At 72.0% G+C, this 19,527-nt stretch carries 19 protein-coding genes; 10 read left to right on the forward strand and 9 right to left on the reverse strand.

Annotated features, from left to right (window positions below):
• Positions 1 to 58: 58 nt before the first annotated feature.
• Together ACZ6JS_RS21320 and ACZ6JS_RS21325 are read right to left on the reverse strand one after the other, a co-directional pair.
• Positions 59 to 529 (reverse strand): hypothetical protein, encoded by a 471-nt coding sequence (locus tag ACZ6JS_RS21320; RefSeq protein ID WP_469299873.1) that lies wholly within the window; start codon positions 527 to 529, stop codon positions 59 to 61.
• Positions 530 to 874: 345 nt separating this feature from the next.
• Positions 875 to 2,638, reverse strand: coding sequence for an acetyl/propionyl/methylcrotonyl-CoA carboxylase subunit alpha (locus ACZ6JS_RS21325; protein WP_469299875.1), 1,764 nt, complete (start codon positions 2,636 to 2,638; stop codon positions 875 to 877).
• A 492-nt stretch (positions 2,639 to 3,130) separates the two neighbouring features.
• On the opposite strand from ACZ6JS_RS21325, the gene ACZ6JS_RS21330 reads away from it, so the two are divergent.
• The gene (locus ACZ6JS_RS21330; RefSeq protein ID WP_469299877.1) at positions 3,131 to 3,601 is read left to right on the forward strand and encodes a hypothetical protein; all 471 of its coding nucleotides are present in this window, start codon (positions 3,131 to 3,133) and stop codon (positions 3,599 to 3,601) included.
• Here the strand turns inward: ACZ6JS_RS21330 and ACZ6JS_RS21335 are convergent.
• The 4 genes from ACZ6JS_RS21335 to ACZ6JS_RS21350 all read right to left on the reverse strand — a co-directional run bounded on the left by ACZ6JS_RS21335 (position 3,582) and on the right by ACZ6JS_RS21350 (position 6,290).
• Positions 3,582 to 4,211 (reverse strand): Maf family protein, encoded by a 630-nt coding sequence (locus tag ACZ6JS_RS21335; protein ID WP_469299879.1) that lies wholly within the window; start codon positions 4,209 to 4,211, stop codon positions 3,582 to 3,584. The genes ACZ6JS_RS21330 and ACZ6JS_RS21335 overlap by 20 nt on opposite strands.
• A 22-nt stretch (positions 4,212 to 4,233) precedes the next feature.
• A complete protein-coding gene (gene mmpB / locus ACZ6JS_RS21340; RefSeq protein WP_257856429.1) occupies positions 4,234 to 4,368 on the reverse strand; it encodes a morphogenic membrane protein MmpB in 135 nt (44 codons plus the stop codon).
• A gap of 98 nt (positions 4,369 to 4,466) precedes the next feature.
• Complete coding sequence (locus ACZ6JS_RS21345; RefSeq protein WP_469299881.1) at positions 4,467 to 4,679, reverse strand: acyl-CoA carboxylase epsilon subunit; 213 nt, start codon at positions 4,677 to 4,679, stop codon at positions 4,467 to 4,469.
• An 18-nt stretch (positions 4,680 to 4,697) separates the two neighbouring features.
• Positions 4,698 to 6,290 carry an acyl-CoA carboxylase subunit beta gene (locus ACZ6JS_RS21350; protein WP_469299882.1) on the reverse strand — a complete coding sequence of 531 codons (1,593 nt, stop codon included), beginning with the start codon at positions 6,288 to 6,290 and terminating at the stop codon, positions 4,698 to 4,700.
• Positions 6,291 to 6,669: 379 nt separating this feature from the next.
• On the opposite strand from ACZ6JS_RS21350, the gene ACZ6JS_RS21355 reads away from it, so the two are divergent.
• The 5 genes from ACZ6JS_RS21355 (at position 6,670) to hutH (ending at position 12,793) form a co-directional block, all read left to right on the forward strand.
• Positions 6,670 to 7,533 carry a biotin--[acetyl-CoA-carboxylase] ligase gene (locus ACZ6JS_RS21355; protein WP_469299884.1) on the forward strand — a complete coding sequence of 288 codons (864 nt, stop codon included), beginning with the start codon at positions 6,670 to 6,672 and terminating at the stop codon, positions 7,531 to 7,533.
• Between the two features lie 221 nt (positions 7,534 to 7,754).
• Complete coding sequence (locus ACZ6JS_RS21360; protein ID WP_469299886.1) at positions 7,755 to 8,903, forward strand: adenylate/guanylate cyclase domain-containing protein; 1,149 nt, start codon at positions 7,755 to 7,757, stop codon at positions 8,901 to 8,903.
• Positions 8,904 to 9,085: 182 nt separating this feature from the next.
• On the forward strand, positions 9,086 to 9,883 hold the full coding sequence (locus ACZ6JS_RS21365; protein ID WP_469299887.1) for an enoyl-CoA hydratase/isomerase family protein: 798 nt from the start codon (positions 9,086 to 9,088) through the stop codon (positions 9,881 to 9,883).
• 137 nt (positions 9,884 to 10,020) lie between these two features.
• Positions 10,021 to 11,136, forward strand: coding sequence for a GGDEF domain-containing protein (locus tag ACZ6JS_RS21370; protein WP_469299889.1), 1,116 nt, complete (start codon positions 10,021 to 10,023; stop codon positions 11,134 to 11,136).
• 115 nt (positions 11,137 to 11,251) lie between these two features.
• Entirely contained in the window at positions 11,252 to 12,793 is a 1,542-nt protein-coding gene (hutH, locus tag ACZ6JS_RS21375) for a histidine ammonia-lyase (protein WP_469299946.1), read from the forward strand.
• Between the two features lie 82 nt (positions 12,794 to 12,875).
• Here hutH and ACZ6JS_RS21380 read toward each other — a convergent pair whose 3' ends face one another.
• Positions 12,876 to 13,214, reverse strand: coding sequence for a hypothetical protein (locus ACZ6JS_RS21380; RefSeq protein WP_469299891.1), 339 nt, complete (start codon positions 13,212 to 13,214; stop codon positions 12,876 to 12,878).
• A gap of 155 nt (positions 13,215 to 13,369) precedes the next feature.
• On the opposite strand from ACZ6JS_RS21380, the gene ACZ6JS_RS21385 reads away from it, so the two are divergent.
• From ACZ6JS_RS21385 to ACZ6JS_RS21395, 3 genes are all read left to right on the forward strand, one after another.
• Positions 13,370 to 13,663 (forward strand): hypothetical protein, encoded by a 294-nt coding sequence (locus tag ACZ6JS_RS21385; protein ID WP_031149761.1) that lies wholly within the window; start codon positions 13,370 to 13,372, stop codon positions 13,661 to 13,663.
• 132 nt (positions 13,664 to 13,795) lie between these two features.
• On the forward strand, positions 13,796 to 15,073 hold the full coding sequence (locus ACZ6JS_RS21390) for a L,D-transpeptidase (RefSeq protein ID WP_469299893.1): 1,278 nt from the start codon (positions 13,796 to 13,798) through the stop codon (positions 15,071 to 15,073).
• Between the two features lie 192 nt (positions 15,074 to 15,265).
• Positions 15,266 to 16,258, forward strand: a complete 993-nt coding sequence (locus ACZ6JS_RS21395; protein WP_469299895.1) for a GNAT family N-acetyltransferase — start codon at positions 15,266 to 15,268, stop codon at positions 16,256 to 16,258.
• A gap of 31 nt (positions 16,259 to 16,289) precedes the next feature.
• Here the strand turns inward: ACZ6JS_RS21395 and ACZ6JS_RS21400 are convergent, their stop codons facing one another.
• Positions 16,290 to 17,216 carry a helix-turn-helix transcriptional regulator gene (locus tag ACZ6JS_RS21400; protein WP_469299897.1) on the reverse strand — a complete coding sequence of 309 codons (927 nt, stop codon included), beginning with the start codon at positions 17,214 to 17,216 and terminating at the stop codon, positions 16,290 to 16,292.
• A 161-nt stretch (positions 17,217 to 17,377) separates the two neighbouring features.
• On the opposite strand from ACZ6JS_RS21400, the gene ACZ6JS_RS21405 reads away from it, so the two are divergent.
• Complete coding sequence (locus ACZ6JS_RS21405; protein WP_469299899.1) at positions 17,378 to 18,457, forward strand: NAD(P)-dependent alcohol dehydrogenase; 1,080 nt, start codon at positions 17,378 to 17,380, stop codon at positions 18,455 to 18,457.
• Between the two features lie 255 nt (positions 18,458 to 18,712).
• On the opposite strand, the gene msrA is transcribed toward ACZ6JS_RS21405, so the two are convergent.
• A complete protein-coding gene (msrA, locus tag ACZ6JS_RS21410; protein WP_469299901.1) occupies positions 18,713 to 19,381 on the reverse strand; it encodes a peptide-methionine (S)-S-oxide reductase MsrA in 669 nt (222 codons plus the stop codon).
• Positions 19,382 to 19,527 lie beyond the last annotated feature (146 nt).

Genomic DNA, 19,527 nt, shown 5'->3' on the forward strand with positions numbered 1-19,527 from the left:
AGCCCCCGATGCGGGGCTGACATGGAGGCCGCAGCCCGGTCGCGCTGACGGTGCCCCGTCACACGATGTCGATCTTCACTCCGAACCGGCTTCCGATGTCATCTGCGAACTCCGCTCCGGCTTTGTCGGGCACACGTGTGTGCCACCAGCCGAGAGCGCTGGGATTCGCTACTTCGATGACTACGGGAGTGGCATCGCGAAAGTTCTGATCCGTAGCGGAAACTGCGGCCTGAAACGCTTCGTACTCGGCTTGCTGCTGCAGCATCGGACTGTCGAGAGCTTTCTGCAGTCGGTCTCTCACGTACAGCTCGAAGTTGTACTCGGGCAGGGAGTCTCCGTAACCCGAGCGGCATTCTTCCGTGAACCCTGCCCAGGATGCGACGTCCCGTGACGGGTGGATGTTCTCAGTTTCGTTTTCGGCGCCCCAGATGCTCCGGTACGCCTCGATGAATGCGGGGCCGAAGGTTGTCTCCATCTGACGGAGCTCCTCGTGTCGGTTGTCTCCGAACCGCTCCGTCTTGGCGTCCATCCGGTACAGCCAACCCGTCGATGACGGGGTCGACCGACAGCAGTCTGCCGGTTGCGGGGCCGTGCTGTCACGTGCTCCGAGGTGCACCGTTTCGATGGGCTCGTCGAGTTCTCCGCCGGCGAACGACGTCCTTCCCGGCAGGACAGCCGGAGCCGCGCCGCGGACTTCGCCGGTTGCCGGAGGCCTGTGCGGGAGTGCCTGGCCCGGCCCGACGGCGGATTCAACGACCACCTGAGGAGCTGGGAGGCAACGGCGGGCACCTGGTAGCCAGAAGGCCCGCACATGACACCGGCCCCCAGGACCCGAACGGGTCCTGGGGGCCGGGTGCGTTCCGCGGGCCGGGCGTCAGTCCTTGATCTCGCAGATCGTGGCGCCCGAGGTGACCGAGGCGCCGACCTCCGCGGTGAGGCCGACGACGGTGCCGGAGCGGTGCGCGTTGAGCGGCTGCTCCATCTTCATCGCTTCGAGTACGACGATCAGTTCGCCCTCGGTGACCTGCTGGCCCTCCTCGACCGCGACCTTGACGATCGTGCCCTGCATCGGGGAGGTGAGCGTGTCGCCGGAGGCGGCCGGACCGGACTTCTTGGCCGCGCGGCGCTTCGGCTTCGCGCCGCCCGCGGCGGCCGTACGGGCCAGGGTCATGCCGAGGGAGGACGGCAGCGAGACCTCGAGGCGCTTGCCGCCGACCTCGACGACGACCGTCTCGCGGCCCGGCTCGTCGTCGGTCTCCTCGGCGGCGGGAGCGGTGAACGCGGGGATCTCGTTGACGAACTCGGTCTCGATCCAGCGCGTGTAGACCGTGAACGGGCCGCCGTCGGTGGGGGCGAACGCCGGGTCGGCGACGACCGCACGGTGGAAGGGGATGGCCGTGGCCATGCCCTCGACCTCGAACTCGGCGAGTGCGCGGGCGGCGCGCTGCAGCGCCTGCTCGCGGGTGGCGCCGGTGACGATCAGCTTGGCCAGCAGGGAGTCCCAGGCCGGGCCGATGACGGAGCCGGACTCGACGCCCGCGTCGAGGCGGACGCCCGGGCCCGTCGGCGCGACGAACTTCGTCACCGTGCCGGGCGCCGGGAGGAAGCCGCGGCCCGGGTCCTCACCGTTGATGCGGAACTCGATGGAGTGGCCGCGCAGGACCGGGTCGCCGTAGCCGAGCTCCTCGCCGTCGGCGATGCGGAACATCTCGCGGACGAGGTCGATGCCGGCCACCTCTTCGGTGACCGGGTGCTCGACCTGGAGGCGGGTGTTGACCTCGAGGAAGGAGATCAGGCCGTCCGCGGAGACCAGGAACTCGACGGTGCCGGCGCCGACGTAGCCGGCCTCCTTCAGAATGGCCTTGGACGCGGCGTACAGCTCCGCGTTCTGGGCCTCGGTCAGGAACGGCGCGGGGGCCTCCTCCACCAGCTTCTGGTGGCGGCGCTGCAGGGAGCAGTCACGGGTGGAGACGACGACGACGTTGCCGTGCGAGTCGGCCAGGCACTGGGTCTCGACGTGGCGCGGCTTGTCGAGGTAGCGCTCGACGAAGCACTCGCCGCGGCCGAAGGCGGCGACGGCCTCGCGGACGGCGGAGTCGTAGAGCTCCGGCACCTCTTCGAGGGTGCGGGCGACCTTCAGGCCGCGACCGCCACCGCCGAAGGCCGCCTTGATGGCGATCGGCAGGCCGTGCTCCTTCGCGAAGGCGACGACCTCGTCGGCCCCGGAGACCGGGTCCGGCGTGCCGGCGACCAGCGGCGCACCGGCGCGCTGGGCGATGTGACGGGCGGCCACCTTGTCGCCGAGGTCGCGGATGGCCTGCGGCGGCGGGCCGATCCAGGTCAGACCGGCGTCGATCACGGCCTGGGCGAAGTCGGCGTTCTCGGACAGGAAGCCGTATCCGGGGTGGATGGCGTCCGCACCGGAGTCGGCGGCGGCCTGGAGGACCTTGGAGATGTCCAGGTAGCTGGCGGCCGGGGTGTCACCGCCCAACGCGAAAGCTTCGTCGGCCGCGCGGACGTGCAGAGCGTCCCGGTCCGGATCGGCGTAGACGGCTACGCTCGCGATCCCGGCGTCCCGGCAGGCCCGAGCAACGCGGACAGCGATTTCGCCACGGTTGGCGATGAGCACCTTGCGCACGATGGCTCCCTCCTTGAAACAAGCTGAGTTTAGGGACAGCCCACACGGCCTTTCGACCCTTCCCCGGTGGTGACCTTGCCCACACAGAGTGTGATGCGAGGCCCGATCCGCCGGAGAACCCTTGTGGCGCCCCAGGTCAGGGGGATCCCCGACTGCACAGTAACCCCGTCATGTATCCAAGGTCTCTGTCTCCCCGGTCAGCGGCCCCGGGTGATTCTTTGTCGAGTCCCTACGAACGGCCCACATTTTCTTTGCTGGCGAGCGAGGAGTTGTCCCCTTGTTTACTGATTGGTAGCTCCGTCGTCCGGCGGGGCGAACCGGGACAACACCGTACCCACAGCGGGTCGGCCGACAGTGGTGTCGCCGGGCCGCAGCGCGCCGGGCGTGTACCCCGGACGGGCGATGCGGGCGCATCTATTGCCCACCGGGCTACCCGTTAGTAGCCTCCAGGCGTCGAACGGGCGTATGGCGCTTGGGGGGTGGGTGCACGTGATGCGAAGACTCGTGGCCGGACTGGCCGCGATCGTGCTGGTCGCGGAAGCCGCCGTGCTGGTGCTCGTCCACATCGTGCTGGGCCGGACCACGGCCAACCAGTCGATGTCCATCGCGGGCAGCGATCCGGACGTCATGTCCAAGGCCACCTACGCCATGGGCGCGGGCATGGGCGCCTTCCTCCTGCTGTGCGCCGTGCTCACCGCCCTCGCCGCGCTGCGCGACCGCACGCCGGGCCGGTTCGCCCGCGTCGTGCTCATCGGTGCCGCCGTCACCCACGCGGTGCTCGGCATGCTCGCCGTCGGCCTGGTCGGCTGGGCGGCCTTCGCGGCGCTGATGCTGATCCTGTGCCTGCTCGTCCTGGTTCTGACGCTCTACCCCACCGCCCGGGACGGCGACGGCGCAGACCCGGTCCGGGACGCCTCGCCGCCGCCCCCGGCGCTCGGGGAGATCAAGCCCACAAGTCCGTGATGGACACGTCCAGTTCGCCGAGCAGGGAGCGCAGCAGCGGCATCGACAGGCCGATCACGTTGCCGTGATCCCCGTCGATGCCGTCGATGAACGGCGCCGACAGCCCGTCCAGGGTGAACGCCCCCGCCACGTGCAGCGGCTCGCCGCTCGCCACGTACGCCGCCACCTCCGCGTCCGTCGGCTCGCCGAAGCGGACCGTCGTCGAGGCCGTGGCCGAGACCTGCCGCCCGGTCACCGTGTCGATCACGCAGTGCCCGGTGCGCAGCACGCCCGCCCGGCCGCGCATCGACTTCCAGCGTGCGGTCGCCTCCTCGGCGTCCGCGGGCTTGCCCAGCGCCTCGCCGTCCAGTTCCAGCACCGAGTCGCAGCCGATCACCAGGGCGCCCGCGGCCTCGTCCAGGGCCGCCACGACGGCCGCCTTCGCCTCGGCCAGCGCCAGCGCCAGCCGGGCCGGCTCGTCGTGGTCCAGGGTGTCCTCGTCGAAACCGCTGACGATCACGTGCGGGGCGAGACCGGCCTGCCGCAGCAGGTTCAGCCGGGCGGGGGAGGCGGAGGCGAGGACGAGCTTGCGCACGCTCGCGGGTTGGGGTGTGGCAGTCATGCCCGCCATCGTAGGTGCGCCCCGGGGCGGCTCAGAAGTGGCTCACACCGAGGACGTAGACCACCACGAGCATGGCGAGGGCGAGCACCACGGTGAGCCGCCGGATCATCGCCTGCGCGTCGCGCATGTCCTTGGGCGGCTCGTTCTTCGGGTCGGACCAGAGCATGTTCCGATCCTGGCCCCGAGGACGGGTGCGGCGCCTGAGTACGGGTACTCAGGCGCCACCCCGCGTTCACGCCATCCCGGCTGCCCGGCCCGGCCCGGTCACCCGGGCCAGTACGTCCGGCCCCAGGCCCGCGGGCCCGGCTGCGGGAGCCGCCGCCGTGCCACCCGGGCCGGCGTCGACCACTCGTCCGCGACCTGCGGGGCGCCCGACGGCGCCGACGAGGCCAGCAGCGCCGCGCGCGCCTGGACCACCGCCAGTGCGGCGGCCAGCTCCTCCGGGGTCGGATTGCCCTTGACGACCTTGATCACCACGGTGACCTCCTGGAGGGACTAGAGGGGGATGTTGCCGTGCTTCTTCGGCGGCAGGGACTCCCGCTTGGTGCGCAGCTGCCGCAGCCCCTTCACCACGTGCGCGCGGGTCTCGGACGGCATGGTCACCGCGTCGATGTAGCCGCGCTCCGCCGCCGTGTACGGGTTGAGCAGCGCGTCCTCGTACTCGGCGATGAGCCGGGTCCGGGTCGCCTCCACCTCCTCGGGAGCGGTCTCGGCGAGGGTGCGGCGGTGCAGGATGTTCACCGCGCCCTGGGCGCCCATGACGGCGATCTGGGCGGTCGGCCAGGCGAGGTTCAGGTCCGCGCCGAGGTGCTTGGAGCCCATGACGTCGTACGCGCCGCCGAAGGCCTTGCGGGTGATGACGGTGATCAGGGGCACGGTGGCCTCCGCGTACGCGTAGATCAGCTTGGCGCCGCGCCGGATGATTCCGTTGTACTCCTGGTCGGTGCCCGGGAGGAAGCCCGGCACGTCCACGAACGTCAGCACCGGGATGTTGAAGGCGTCGCAGGTCCGCACGAAGCGGGCCGCCTTCTCGGAGGCGTCGATGTCCAGGCAGCCGGCGAACTGCATCGGCTGGTTGGCCACGACGCCCACCGGATGGCCCTCGACCCGGCCGAAACCGGTCAGGATGTTCGGCGCGAAGAGCGACTGCGTCTCCAGGAACTCCGCGTCGTCGAGCACGTGCTCGATCACGGTGTGCATGTCGTACGGCTGGTTGGCGCTGTCCGGGATCAGCACGTCGAGCTCGCGGTCGCTCTCGGAGACCTCGGTGTCGGCCTCCTCGGGGAAGGCGGGCGGCTCGGAGAGGTTGTTCGAGGGCAGGTACGACAGGAGCGACTTCACGTACTCGATGGCGTCCTTCTCGTCGCCCGCCATGTGGTGCGCGACGCCGGACGTGCTGTTGTGCGTGCGCGCACCGCCCAGCTCCTCGAAGCCGACGTCCTCGCCGGTGACCGTCTTGATGACGTCCGGGCCGGTGATGAACATGTGCGAGGTCTGGTCCACCATCACCGTGAAGTCGGTGATCGCGGGCGAGTACACGGCGCCGCCGGCGCAGGGCCCGACGACCAGGCTGATCTGCGGGATCACGCCGGAGGCGTGGACGTTGCGGCGGAAGATCTCGCCGTACATGCCCAGTGCGCTGACGCCCTCCTGGATGCGGGCGCCGCCGGAGTCGTTGATGCCGACGAGCGGGCAGCCGGTCTTCAGCGCGAAGTCCATGACCTTCATGATCTTCTGGCCGAAGGTCTCGCCGAGGGCTCCGCCGAAGACCGTGAAGTCCTGCGAGAACACGGCGACGGGGCGGCCGTCGACCGTGCCGTAACCGGTGACGACGCCGTCGCCGTAGGGTCGGGTCTTCTCCAGCCCGAAGTTGGTGGACCGGTGCCGGGCGAACTCGTCCAGCTCGACGAAGGATCCCTCGTCCAGCAGTAGGGCAACCCGCTCACGCGCCGTCAGCTTGCCCTTGGCGTGCTGCTTCTCCACGGCGCGGGCGGAACCGGCGTGGGTGGCTTCGTCGATGCGGCGCTGCAGATCCGCGATCTTGCCCGCGGTGGTGTGCATGTCGATCGGCTCTGACGGATGTGACATCGGGGTCGCGGCTCCCTGCATGGTGTCAACTGCCTGGTCAATTGATTGACTACTGCTGGCTACTGGTGCGTAGCGTATCGGCGGGCATGGCGCTCGGCAGTGCGGCGTTTGACACACCTGCATTGGGTTGCTTGGCCTCGTCGCCTTCCCTAAGGGGAAGCCTTCCCGCCCTCACGGACGGCTCTCTCGGGTCATGGACCTTCGGCATGCAGTCGAATGTCTCGGAGGGTCCCGTCGCCCGCGCGTCGTAGGGGTGGACACGGAACGTGAATGACCGATTTACCGCAGAATTCCCCACAGGGGGGAAGTTAGGGTCAGTCAGGGTCCGACCACGAACCCGGGTCAGAGGATCACACACGGCGACATAAGGAATCCGACCATGTCATCAGACGCCTCAGCAGGAGCATCCGCAGGTCGCTGGTCGAGCCTGGACCGGCCGCCGCTCAATGCCGCCGCGCTCCGGCGGGCCCTCGTCACCGGGGACGGGCTGTGGACCTCTCTGGAGGTGGTCGCCTCCACCGGGTCCACCAACACCGACCTCGCCGCCCGGGCGGCGGAGCTGCCCGAGGGGGCCGTGCTCGTCGCCGAGGAGCAGCGCGCCGGACGCGGCCGGCTCGACCGGAGCTGGGTCGCTCCGGCCCGGTCCGGGCTGTTCTTCTCGGTGCTGTTCAAGCCGGGGGACGCGGTGCCGCAGGAGCGGTGGGGGTGGCTGACCCTGCTGGCCGGCGTGGCCACCGCGACCGGGCTCTCCCGGGCGGCCGGCGTGGACACCGCCCTCAAGTGGCCCAACGACCTGCTGGTCACCGTCGACGGCGAAGAGCGCAAGACCGGCGGCATCCTCGCCGAGCGGGTCGAGGACGGCGTGATCGTCGGGATCGGGCTCAACGTCACCCTGACCGAGGAGGAGCTCCCGGTGCCTGCCGCCGGGTCGCTGCTGCTGGCCAAGGCCACCGTGACCGACCGCGAGCCCCTGCTGAAGGCCGTGCTGCGGTCGCTGGAGGAGTGGTACGGGAACTGGCGCGCCGCCGGTGGCGACCCGGCGGCCAGCGGCCTCCAGGAGACCTACGCGGCGGGCTGCGCCACGCTCGGCCGCCACGTGCGCGCGGAGCTCCCGGGCGGGCGCACCCTCACCGGAACGGCCGAAGCCGTCGACACCGATGGCCGCCTGGTGATCCGTACGGCCGAAGGCACCCACGAGGCGGTGGGGGCCGGCGACGTCGTCCACCTGCGGTCCGTGCACTGACGGGGTGGGGCCGGGCGGGCGGCGAAATGCTCGGAATTTTGCCTTTCGGGTGCGTGCGGCCTTGAGCGGAGCCCTGGGGAGCCCGGGGCCTGCGCCGGATCGAAGCCGGGGAGGGGGAGTGAGCTACGGCACACCTGCCGTATGGTTTAGGCGATCCCGCTGCTCGTGGTGATCAACCGGTTCGGCAGGGCAGTGCGCACGGAATGGACAGGAGGCGGCCCTTGACCGTCGACGACTCTGCTTCCGGCGCGTCCGCCCCCGGCCCCAGCGGTCCGGGCACCCCGATCGGGCGCGACCAGCACACCCCCCACCACGAGGTCGACCACACCGTGCAGCCGACGGCGGACCCTCTCGCGATCCGCCTGGAGCAGCTGATCCTGGGCGCCGAGCGGCGGTACACCCCCTTCCAGGCCGCCCGCAGCGCCGGCGTGTCGATGGAGCTCGCGTCCCGCTTCTGGCGGGCCATGGGCTTCGCCGACATCGGCCAGGCCCGGGCGCTTACCGAGGCGGACGTACTGGCCCTGCGCCGGCTCGCCGGCCTGGTGGAGGCCGGGCTGCTGTCCGAGCCCATGGCGGTGCAGGTGGCACGGTCCACCGGGCAGACCACGGCGCGGCTGGCGGAGTGGCAGATCGACTCGTTCCTGGAGGGGCTCACGGAGCCGCCGGAGCCGGGGATGACCCGCACGGAGGTCACGTACCCCCTGGTCGAGCTGCTCCTGCCCGAGCTCGAGGAGTTCCTCGTCTACGTGTGGCGGCGCCAGCTGGCGGCGGCCACCGGGCGCGTGGTGCAGGTCGCGGACGACGAGGAGATGGTCGACCGGCGGCTCGCGGTGGGCTTCGCCGACCTGGTCGGGTTCACCCGTCTGACGCGTCGGCTGGAGGAGGAGGAGCTCGGCGAGCTCGTCGAGTCCTTCGAGACGACCGCGGCGGACCTGGTGGCCGCGTACGGCGGCCGGCTGATCAAGACGCTCGGTGACGAGGTGCTGTACTGCGCAGACGACGCGGCGACCGCCGCGGAGATCGCGCTGCGGCTCATCGAGACGATGGAGGCCGACGCGCAGATGCCCGAGCTGCGGGTCGGGATCGCCTTCGGCACGGTGACGACGCGGATGGGCGACGTCTTCGGGACCACGGTGAACCTCGCGAGCCGCCTGACGTCGATAGCCCCCAAGGACGCCGTGCTGGTGGACGGGGCGATGGCCGAGGAGCTCTCCCGGACCGGCGCCGCGCCGGTGTCGGAGAAGGAGGCGGAGGCGGAGCCCGGCGAGGGCGCGGCCTACCGGTTCGCCCTCCAGCCGATGTGGCAGCGGCCGGTGCGCGGTCTGGGCGTCGTGGAGCCCTGGTCCCTGACCCGCCGCAAGCGCCGCTGACCCGCGGCGCGCCCCGCGCGGCCGCCCGGTGGCGCGGGCCGTGCGCACGGGTGTGTGTGCCCCCACGCGCGGCGGTCGGGCCCGGCGACGTCACGACCGGACTGCAATGCGCCGCGGGCCGTCCCGATCCGACGGAGACCCCCTAATATCCCGGGGTAACGTTCGTTAACCGGGAGGGTCCTATGGCGTCCGAGTTCGAGTCGGAGTTCGTGGCGGTACGCCGCCACGAGGGCGGGGTCGCGGAGCTGGTCCTGGACCGCCCCAAGGCCATGAACGCGGTCTCGACCGACATGGCCCGTGCCATCGGCGCGGCCTGCGCCGCGCTGGCGGCGGACCGTTCCGCGCGGGTGGTCGTGCTCTCCTCCGCCGCGGAGCGGGCCTTCTGTGTGGGGGCCGACCTCAAGGAGCGCAACTCGCTCTCCGACGCCGAGCTGGTGCGGCAGCGGCCCACCACGCGCGGGGCCTACGGCGGCGTGCTGGAGCTGCCGATGCCGACGGTCGCGGCGGTGCACGGTTTCGCGCTGGGCGGCGGCTTCGAGCTCGCGCTGGCCTGCGACGTGATCGTGGCCGACGAGACCGCGGTGGTGGGCCTGCCCGAGGTCTCCGTGGGTGTGATCCCGGGCGGCGGCGGTACGCAGTTGCTGCCGCGCCGCGTGGGCGCGGCGCGCGCCGCCGAGCTGATCTTCACCGCACGCCGGGTGGAGGCCGCCGAGGCGCTCTCCCTGGGACTGGTCGACTCCGTGGTGCCGGCGGGCCGGGACACGGCCGAGGCGCTGGCCCTGGCGTCGCGGATGGCCGCGAACTCGCCGGTGGGCCTGCGGGCCGCCAAGCGCGCACTGCGGCTGGGGCACGGCATGGACCTGGCGGCCGGCCTGGAGATCGAGGACGCCGCCTGGCGGACGGTCGCTTTCTCCGGCGACCGGGCAGAGGGCGTGGCGGCCTTCAACGAGAAGCGCAAGCCGAACTGGCCGGGGGAGTAGCACCTCGGGGGCGGACCCGCGACGCGGGCCCGCCCGGAGGCCCGGGAGGGCCTGCGGGCGCCCCGGTGGCGATCTTGGTGGGATCGAAACTCGCGCCAATTATCTCAAAATCCGACAAAACTCCCTAACCTGGGGTGATGGGAGCTGACGGGCGGCTGCGAGCCGTGGTGGGCCTCGCCCAGGCGATGGCCGCGGCGAGCACGCCGCGCGACAGTGTGCGTGCGGCCGCGCGGGGCGCGCGCCTGGCGATGGACGGCTCGTTCGCGGCGATCTCCGCGTGGGAGCGGGAGCGCGGGTGCCTGCGCGTGCTCGTCAACGAGGGCGAGCGGCGCGCGGGCGAGGAGGAGTTCCCCGAGGACGAGTCCTATCCGGTGCACGACTTCCCCGAGATCACCGAGTTCCTGCACGAGCGGTGGGTGGGCGGCGGCGGCCCGCACGCCTGGGTCGAGAGCGCCGTCGGCGACCGGCCGGGGCGGCGCGGCGAGGCCCTGCGCCGCCGGGGTCGCGGCACGTGCGTGGTCGCGCCCGTCGTGCTCAGCGGGCGGGCCTGGGGCGAGCTGTACGTCGCCCGGGACGAGGGGCTGCCCGACTTCGACGACGACGACGCGGAGTTCGCCACCGTGCTCGCCGCCGTGGTCGCGGCCGGCCTCGCGCAGAACGAGCGCCTGGAGGAGGCGCGGCGACTCGCCTTCACCGACCCGCTGACGGGGCTCGCCAACCGCCGGGCCGTCGACATGCGCCTCGACGAGGCCCTGGACGAGCACCGGCGGACCGGTGTCGTCGTCAGTCTCGTCGTCTGCGACCTGAACGGCTTGAAGAAGGTCAACGACACCCTCGGGCACGCCATGGGCGACCGGCTGCTGGAGCGCTTCGGCTCCGTGCTGAGCCTGTGCGGGGCCATACTGCCGGGCGCGCTGGTCGCTCGTCTGGGCGGCGACGAGTTCTGCCTGGTCGGGGTCGGCCCGCCGGCGGACGACGTCGTCCGGGTCAGCGAGGAGCTGTGCACGCGCGCCGCCGAACTGGAACTGGGTGAGGGCGTGGCCTGCGGGGTGGCCTCCACCGGCGACCCGATCGGGCCGGTGAAGTCCTCCCGGCGGCTGTTCCGCCTCGCGGACGCCGCCCAGTACAAGGCGAAGGCGGCGCGCTCGGCCGCGCCGGTGGTGGCGGGCCGGGACACGGCGGTGGTGCGGCTGGCGGACGCCGCCGCCCAGGAGGCTCCGGGTGAGCGGCGGCGCTTCCGGGGCCGCCAGTGACCGCGGGGCCGGATGCCGGCGCCTCGTTCGAGTAAGGGGTCCAGTGGCTGCGCGATCGTGACAGTTCCAGCTAGTGACATGTAGCGATTCAATCCGTAGGGTGCTGAATATGGATATGCACACTGTCGTGGTGGGGACGTCCGGTACCACCGCCGAGGACGTCATCGCCGTTGCCCGCGGCAACGCACGGGTCGAGCTGTCCGGCGAGGCGCTCGACGCACTCGCCCGCGCCCGCGAGATCGTCGACGCGCTGGCCGCCAAGCCCGAACCCGTCTACGGGGTGTCCACCGGGTTCGGCGCCCTCGCCTCCCGGCACATCAGTCCCGAGCTGCGCGCCCAGCTCCAGCGCAACATCGTCCGCTCGCACGCCGCCGGCATGGGCCCGCGCGTCGAGCGCGAGGTGGTCCGCGCACTGATGTTCCTCCGGCTCAAGACCGTCGCCTCCGGCCACACCGGAGTGCGCCCCTCCGTGGCGCGGACCATGGCCGCCGTGCTCAACGCCGGGATCACCCCCGTCGTCCACGAGTACGGCTCCCTCGGCTGCTCCGGCGACCTCGCACCCCTGTCCCACTGCGCGCTCGCGCTCATGGGCGAAGGCGACGCCGAGGGCCCCGACGGCACCGTCCGCCCCGCCGGCGAACTGCTCGCCGAGCACGGCATCGAGCCCGTCGAGCTCCGCGAGAAGGAGGGCCTCGCCCTCCTCAACGGCACCGACGGCATGCTCGGCATGCTGGTCATGGCCCTCGCCGACCTCGACCGGCTCTACAAGTCCGCCGACATCACCGCCGCCCTCACCCTGGAGGCGCTGCTCGGCACCGACAAGGTCCTCCAGCCCGAGCTGCACGCCATCCGCCCGCACCCCGGCCAGGGCGCCTCCGCCGCCAACATGGCCGCCGTGCTGAAGGGCTCCGGGCTGACCGGGCACTTCCAGGAGGAGTCCGCGCCGCGCGTGCAGGACGCCTACTCCGTGCGCTGCGCCCCGCAGGTCGCCGGCGCGGGCCGCGACACCATGGCGCACGCCGCCCTGGTCGCCTCGCGCGAGCTGGCCTCCGCCGTCGACAACCCCGTGGTGCTGCCCGACGGCCGCGTGGAGTCCAACGGCAACTTCCACGGCGCCCCGGTCGCCTACGTACTGGACTTCCTCGCCATCGCCGCCGCCGACCTCGGCTCCATCGCCGAGCGGCGCACCGACCGGCTGCTCGACAAGAACCGCTCGCACGGCCTGCCCCCGTTCCTCGCGGACGACGCCGGCGTGGACTCCGGTCTGATGATCGCCCAGTACACGCAGGCCGCCCTGGTCAGCGAGATGAAGCGGCTCGCGGTGCCGGCCTCGGCCGACTCGATCCCCTCCTCCGCCATGCAGGAGGACCACGTGTCGATGGGCTGGTCGGCCGCGCGCAAGCTGCGCACCGCCGTCGACAACCTGACGCGGATCATCGCCATCGAGCTGTACGCGGCCACCCGCGCCATCGAGCTGCGCCACGGCCTGACGGCCGCCCCGGCCAGCCTGGCCGCGATCGCCGCCGCCCGTGCCGCAGGCGTGCAGGGCCCCGGGCCGGACCGCTTCCTCGCGCCCGACCTGGCCGCCGCCGACGAGTTCGTCCGTACGGGCGGGCTGCTCGCCGCGGTGGAGACCGTGACGGGTCCGCTCGTCTGACGAGCGGCACCTGCGCAGCACGGCGACGGGCCGCCCCGGGATCCCCCGGGGCGGCCCGTCGCCGTCGTACGCGTCCGCGGGGCTACGACCCGGGGGAGCGGCGCACCGAGAAGGCCACGAACGCGGCCCCGACGCCGAGGCAGAAGGTGCCGCCCAGGAGGTACGGGGCGGTCTCGACGGAACCGGTGTCGGCGAGCGAGAGGGACGAGGGCCGCGAGCCCGAAGCGGAAGGCGCCGAGCCCGTGACCGTCCCGCTGGCCGCCGCCCCGTCGGCCGCCTCCGCGGTGTTCGCGCCCACGGGCACGGCGGAGGTGCGCTGCGCCGTTTCCGGGGCGGTCGCGCCCGCCGAGGGCACGAACCACAGGGCGGCGAGGAGGGTGGTCGCTCCGAGAGCGGTGAGCAGCGGACGGCGTGCGGACACGGTGCGATCCCCCTTGTGGCAGCAGCGAATTGGCCGTGTGCGCCGATGCTACGGAAAGGGGCGGGTCGTGGGAAAGTCAGGGCTTCCGCGGGCTTACTCTCCGTCGTATGAACCCTTCTGAGACATCACGATATGTACGACTTCGGGTGGATCTGGTGCTTGAAGTGCCGGACGCCCAGGCGCTGACCGGTGCCGCGCTCGCCCACATCAAGGCCGACGAGTTCATGCCGGACGAGGAGCGCAGCCATGCGGAAGCCGCCGTCCGGGAAGACGAATCGGAAGCCCTCGCCTACCTCGTCGACCCCACTGACCTGGTCCTCGACATCCCCGGGGTGGAGCTGGCACAGGCCTCCTGGAGCAGCGAGCCCGTCGAATACGACCCCGAGTCGATGGAGTGGGACCTCGACGAGGAAGATGGGGACTTCGACGAAGAACCCGACAACGCCTGACCGTGTGGTTGCCCACATCCCAACGGAATGTGGAACCGGCCAGCGTCGTTAACGCGTTGTCAGGACCGGGCAGGGGGGTGCGCCCCCTGCCGGGCCAACCCCGGGACGGCGGTCTCGGGGTTACCGGCAACGATGGAGTGGCGTGTGAGGACGGACAGCAAGCGACGGAGAAGGTCCCTGGCGGCCATATCCGTCATGCTCGGCGGCGTACTGGTGCTCTCGGCGTGCAACGACGGGGGCGGCGGGGGCGGGGACCCGAAGAGCAACGGGGAGGCCAGCAAGTCCCAGGCGGACGTGGACGCGGCAGCGGCCAAGGACGCCTCGAAGGCCAAGATCACCATCGCGCCGAAGGACGGCGCGACCAACGTCGGTCTCAACGACGCGGCGAACGTCACCGTCGCCGACGGCACGCTCACCAAGGTCGAGCTCAAGACGAGCGAGGGCACGGCCGTGGCCGGCGACATGGCCGCCGACGGCAAGAGCTGGAAGCCCAAGGGCGCGCTCAAGCGCTCCACCAAGTACGCCCTCTCGGCGACGGCCAAGGACGCGGACGGCAAGGAAGCGCACGAGAACGCCTCCTTCACCACCATCTCCCCGGAGAACAGCTTCGTGGCCTCGTTCGTGCCGGAGGAGGGTCAGACCGTCGGCGTCGGCATGCCGGTCTCGATCACCTTCAACAAGGCGATCAAGGACAAGAAGGCCGTCCAGGCGGGTATCACGGTCTCCTCCAGCAGCGGCCAGGAGGTCGTCGGCCACTGGTTCAGCGCCCAGCGCCTGGACTTCCGCCCCGAGCAGTACTGGCAGGCGGGCTCCACCGTCACGCTGAAGCTCGCGCTGGAAGGGGTCCAGGGTGCTCCCGGCGTCCAGGGCGTCCAGAGCAAGACCGTCACCTTCAAGATCGGCCGCAGCCAGGTCTCCACGGTCGACGCGAAGACGAAGAAGATGACGGTCACCCGCGACGGTGCGGTCATCAAGACCATCCCGATCTCCGCGGGCGCCCCGGCCACCCCGACCTACAACGGCCAGATGGTGATCTCCGAGAAGTTCAAGGAGACCCGGATGAACGGTGCCACCGTCGGCTTCACGGACGCCGACGGCAAGGGCGAGTACGACATCAAGGACGTTCCGCACGCCATGCGCCTGTCGAACTCCGGGACCTTCCTCCACGGCAACTACTGGGGCGCGGACTCGATCTTCGGCAGTGCCAACACCAGCCACGGCTGCGTGGGCCTGAACGACGTCAAGGGCGCGGGCGACCCGAACCAGCCGGCCGCCTGGTTCTACGACAACTCGCTCATCGGCGACGTCGTCACCGTGGTCAACTCCCCGGACAAGACGATCAAGCCGGACAACGGCCTCAACGGCTGGAACATGAGCTGGGCCGACTGGAAGGCCGGCTCGGCCGCCTGACGCCTAACGCCTGACGCCTGACGCCTGACGCGCGGGCGCGGCACGCGGCACGCCGCACGAACGCCAACGGCGGGGAACCCCACGGGTTCCCCGCCGTTCGGCGTTCCCGAGGGGACGGCGGACCCGGTCGTGCCGGACACGGTGACCGAAAACCCCCGGGCGGCGCGCCCGGGCGCGCCCTAGGGTCGGGCCATGATGATCCACTCTCTCGCCCTGCCCCCGTCCGACGCCGAGGTGGACGCCTGGCTGGCGGTCCTGACCGCCGCCGCGGCCACCGACCTGCCGCAGCTGCCGCCGCCCTCCCGGGTGGAGGTCGCCGGGCGGCTGCGCGTGACGCCCGTGCGCGGCCGGCCCCTGCTGTGGACGGCCGGCGAGGGGGAGTGCGAGGGTGTCGCCGCGCTGCTCCTGTTCACCGAGGAGGGCAACACGCACACCGCGTTCCTGGACGCGCTGACCGTGCGTCCCGGGGCTCGCCGCCGGGGCATCGGCACCGCCCTGTGGGAGCGGGTCCGCGAGGAACTGCTCGCGGACGGTCGGACCTCGGTCGCGGTCATGCTCGACCTCGGCGGTCCCGGCCAGGCCTTCGCGGAGGCGATGGGCTTCGAGAACGTCCTGCCGATGGCCTGGTACGCACAGGACATCCCGGCCGGCGGCGCGCAGGCGGGCGTCATGGCGGACAGTTCCGCGCAGGCCCTCGCCATACCCGGATACGAGCTGCTGACCTGGTACGGCCTCGTGCCCGACGCGTGGGCGCCGGCCGCCGCCGCGGCCCGCGCGGCCATGGAGGACGCGCCGACCGGGGACATGGACGAGCGGATCCAGACCTGGTCGGCCCAGCGGCTGCACACCCTCCAGCAGCTGATACTCGACCGGGGCGGGGACATGATCACGGTCGCGGCGGTGACCCCCGGGGGCGAGGTGGCCGCGTACACGGAGATCGTCCTGCCGGATCCCACGGGCACGAGCGCCCTCCAGTACGACACGGTGGTCGTACCCGCCCATCGCGGCCACGGCCTCGGACGCGCCGTGAAACGCCACATGGCCGCGCAGGCCGCCGCCCGCCACCCGCGACTGCGCCGCATCGCCACCACGGTGGCGGACGAGAACGGCCCCATGCGGGCGGTCAACGAGGCGCTCGGCTACCGGCGGGAGCGCGGCGTCGGCATCTACCAGACCAAGCTGTAGCCGGATCCGGGATGCGGGCCGCCGCCGCGGGTCACACGGCCTGCCCGGCGGCTCTCCCGGCAGCCTGCCCGCCGGCCTCCTCGCCGGGCTTTTCGCCGGCCTTTTCGGCGGTCCTCTGCGCGTCCCAGGACGCCAGCAGGCGCAGTGCGTCCTCGGAAGCCGAGCCCGGCTCCGCATGGAAGGTCACCAGGGACTGCGTCGGATCGTCGGGGAGCGTCAGCGTCTCGAAGGACAGGCGCATCTCCCCCACCAGCGGGTGGCGCAGCAGCTTCACGCCGTGCGTCTTGTCCGCCACCGTGTGCGCCGCCCACAGCCGCCGGAACTCCTCGTTCTTCACGGACAACTCCCCGACGAGCGCCGACAGCTGCTCGTCGTCCGGGTGCTGGCCCGCGTACAGCCGCAGGTTGCTCACGACCCAGCACGCCTGGCACTCCCACTCCCCGTAAAGCTCCGCGGTTGCCGGGTCCAGGAACATCAGCCGGACCAGGTTCCGCTCCGCCGCGGGAAGCGCCCCGAAGTCCCCGAAGACCGCGGCGGCCAACCGGTTCCAGCCGATGACGTCCTGGCGGTGCCCGACGAGGTAGGCCGGGACGCCCTCCATCGCGTCCATCAGCGTGCGCAGCGCCGGACGCACCTGCTGCGGCCGCCGGCTCTGGCGGCGCCTGCGCGCCTTCGGCCGGGCCAGGTCCATCAGGTGCGCCCGCTCGGTCCCGTCCAGGCGCAGGGCCCGCGCGATGGCGTCCAGCACCTCCGCCGACACGTTGTGCCCGTCGCGCTGCTCCAGACGCGTGTAGTACGCGACCGACACCCCGGCCAGCTGCGCCAGTTCCTCTCGGCGCAGCCCCGGCACGCGCCGCCGGCGCCCGTAGTCCGTCATGCCCACGTCCTCCGGGCGCAGCCGTGCGCGGCGGGAGCGGAGGAACTCGCCCAGGCATGCTCGCTGATCAAGCTGGTCCATGCCGCCCAGTATCACCGGGCGGCACGCCGCCCGGAGGGCGTGAGCCTGACCCCACCAGTAGTAGGTTCGCCAGTCGTAGGAAGGACAGGGGTCTGGGTGCCGGCGCGGCGGACCGGCAGCGTGGGGGCACCGCAGACACCACCGCTTCGAGGAGCGCCCCCATGTCCGTCACCGCCACCGCGCACACCCCCGCCGCCCCGATCACCCGGGTCGCCGCGTACGCAGCCACCGCCCCCGGCGCCCCGCTGGAGCGCACCACGGTCCCGCGCCGTCCCGTCGGCCCGCACGACGTCCTCGTCGACATCAAGTACGCGGGTATCTGCCACTCCGACATCCACCAGGTGCGCGACGGATGGGGCGAGGGCATCTACCCCATGGTCCCCGGCCACGAGATCGCCGGAATCGTCGCCGAAGTCGGCCCGGACGTCACCCGGTTCAGCGTCGGGGACCGGGTGGGCGTCGGCTGCATGGTCGATTCCTGCCGCGTCTGCGAGCACTGCCGAAACGGCCAGGAGCAGTACTGCGCGCAGGGCATGACCGGCACCTACAACGCCCTCGGCCGGGACGGCGAGCCCACATACGGCGGATACTCGACCCACCTCGTCGTCGACGAGAACTACACCGTCCGCATCCCCGAGGGCCTCGGCCTGGACGAGGCCGCCCCCCTGCTGTGCGCCGGCATCACCCTCTACTCGCCGCTGAGGCACTGGCAGGCGGGCCCGGGCAAGAAGGTCGCCGTCGTCGGCCTCGGGGGCCTCGGCCACATGGGCGTGAAGATGGCGCACGCACTGGGCGCGGAGGTCACCGTCCTGTCGCAGACCCTCCGCAAGGAGGCCGACGGCCGACGACTGGGCGCCACCCACTTCCACGCCACCGGCGACGACACCACCTTCGAGGAGCTCGCCGGCACCTTCGACCTGATCCTGTCCACCGTCTCGGCCCCGCTGGCCCTGGACGCCTACCTGGGCCTGCTGAAGGTCGACGGCGCGCTCGTCAACGTGGGCGCTCCGGAGGAGCCGGTCTCCCTCAACCTCTTCTCCGTCATCGGCGGCCGCAAGACCCTCGCCGGATCGATGATCGGCGGGATCGCCGAGACCCAGGAGATGCTGGACTTCTGCGCGGAGCACGGCCTGGGCGCGGAGATCGAACTCATCGACGCCGACCGCGTCAACGAGGCCTACGCCCGCGTCCTGTCGAGTGACGTCCGCTACCGGTTCGTGATCGACGCCTCGACGATCTGACCGGCTCACTCCGACGGGTTCTTCTCGCGCCGCTCGGCGCCCCGTTCAGGTCGCGGGCCGACGAGCCTCGCTGAGGGGCCGTCAAGGGGCGCAACGGTAAGGGCGGCGCTGGCCGCCGACGGGGCAGCGACGACGCCGGCAGCCACGCCGGTCATCGCGCGGCCCCACAGCGCGGGCAGCAGCAGACCACCTTCGTCCAGCCGTCCGCGCCGGCGCCGTCCGCGCCGGCGGCCCCTGCAGGCAGCAGGGCGCCGCTCACTCTCCGGGCGCCGCGGCCACGCCGATCGGGCAGGAGACGCCCGTGCCGCCGATGCCGCAGTAGCCGCCCGGGTTCTTGTCGAGGTACTGCTGGTGGTATGCCTCCGCCGGCCAGAACGGGCGCTCTTCCGCAGGGAGTACGGCCGTGGTGATCCGGCCGTAGCCCGAGGAGCCGAGGACCTGCTGGTACGCCTCGCGGGAGGCCTCCGCCGTCGCCTGCTGGGCGGGGGAGTGCGTGTAGAGCGCCGAACGGTACTGGGTGCCGACGTCGTTGCCCTGGCGGAAGCCCTGGGTGGGGTCGTGGGACTCCCAGAAGAGCTTCAGGAGAGTGGCGTAGGAGACCTGCGCGGGGTCGAAGACCACGCGGACGACCTCCGTATGGCCCGTCAGGCCCGAGCACACCTCCTCGTACGTCGGATTCTCGGTGAAGCCGCCCTGGTAGCCGGCCAGTGTCGTCCACACCCCGGGCGTCTGCCAGAACTTGCGCTCCGCGCCCCAGAAACAGCCCAGCCCGAAGTCGGCGACCTCCAGGTGCGCCGGATACGGGCCGGCCAGCGGGTTGCCCAGCACGGTGTGCTTCTCCGGCAGGGCGAACAGCGGCTCCGCGCGGCCCGTCAGGGCCTCCTCGCGGGTGGGGAGCTCGGGCGTGCGGCGGTACGAGAACATGGATTCCCTCCTTGTGGAGTGACAACGCGGCGGGGGGGGGGGGGGGGGGCGCCCCCCCCCCCCCCCCCCCTCTCCCCCCCCCCCCCCCCCCCACGACCGCTCATCGCCGACTGCTGGCTGCCGGTCAGCCCTGGGTTCCGCCCTGG

It is taken from the genome of Streptomyces sp. NPDC046349, from assembly GCF_055587885.1.

Coding starts and splice junctions, on each gene's coding strand:
- ACZ6JS_RS21320 (WP_469299873.1), bottom strand. CDS start 529: ATGGACGCCAAGACGGAGCGGTTCGGAGACAACCGACACGAGGAGCTC.
- ACZ6JS_RS21330 (WP_469299877.1), top strand. CDS start 3,131: ATGCGAAGACTCGTGGCCGGACTGGCCGCGATCGTGCTGGTCGCGGAA.
- ACZ6JS_RS21335 (WP_469299879.1), bottom strand. CDS start 4,211: ATGGCGGGCATGACTGCCACACCCCAACCCGCGAGCGTGCGCAAGCTC.
- mmpB (WP_257856429.1), bottom strand. CDS start 4,368: ATGCTCTGGTCCGACCCGAAGAACGAGCCGCCCAAGGACATGCGCGAC.
- ACZ6JS_RS21350 (WP_469299882.1), bottom strand. CDS start 6,290: ATGTCACATCCGTCAGAGCCGATCGACATGCACACCACCGCGGGCAAG.
- ACZ6JS_RS21355 (WP_469299884.1), top strand. CDS start 6,670: ATGTCATCAGACGCCTCAGCAGGAGCATCCGCAGGTCGCTGGTCGAGC.
- ACZ6JS_RS21365 (WP_469299887.1), top strand. CDS start 9,086: ATGGCGTCCGAGTTCGAGTCGGAGTTCGTGGCGGTACGCCGCCACGAG.
- ACZ6JS_RS21370 (WP_469299889.1), top strand. CDS start 10,021: ATGGGAGCTGACGGGCGGCTGCGAGCCGTGGTGGGCCTCGCCCAGGCG.
- hutH (WP_469299946.1), top strand. CDS start 11,252: ATGCACACTGTCGTGGTGGGGACGTCCGGTACCACCGCCGAGGACGTC.
- ACZ6JS_RS21390 (WP_469299893.1), top strand. CDS start 13,796: ATGGAGTGGCGTGTGAGGACGGACAGCAAGCGACGGAGAAGGTCCCTG.
- ACZ6JS_RS21395 (WP_469299895.1), top strand. CDS start 15,266: ATGATGATCCACTCTCTCGCCCTGCCCCCGTCCGACGCCGAGGTGGAC.
- ACZ6JS_RS21400 (WP_469299897.1), bottom strand. CDS start 17,216: ATGGACCAGCTTGATCAGCGAGCATGCCTGGGCGAGTTCCTCCGCTCC.
- ACZ6JS_RS21405 (WP_469299899.1), top strand. CDS start 17,378: ATGTCCGTCACCGCCACCGCGCACACCCCCGCCGCCCCGATCACCCGG.
- msrA (WP_469299901.1), bottom strand. CDS start 19,381: ATGTTCTCGTACCGCCGCACGCCCGAGCTCCCCACCCGCGAGGAGGCC.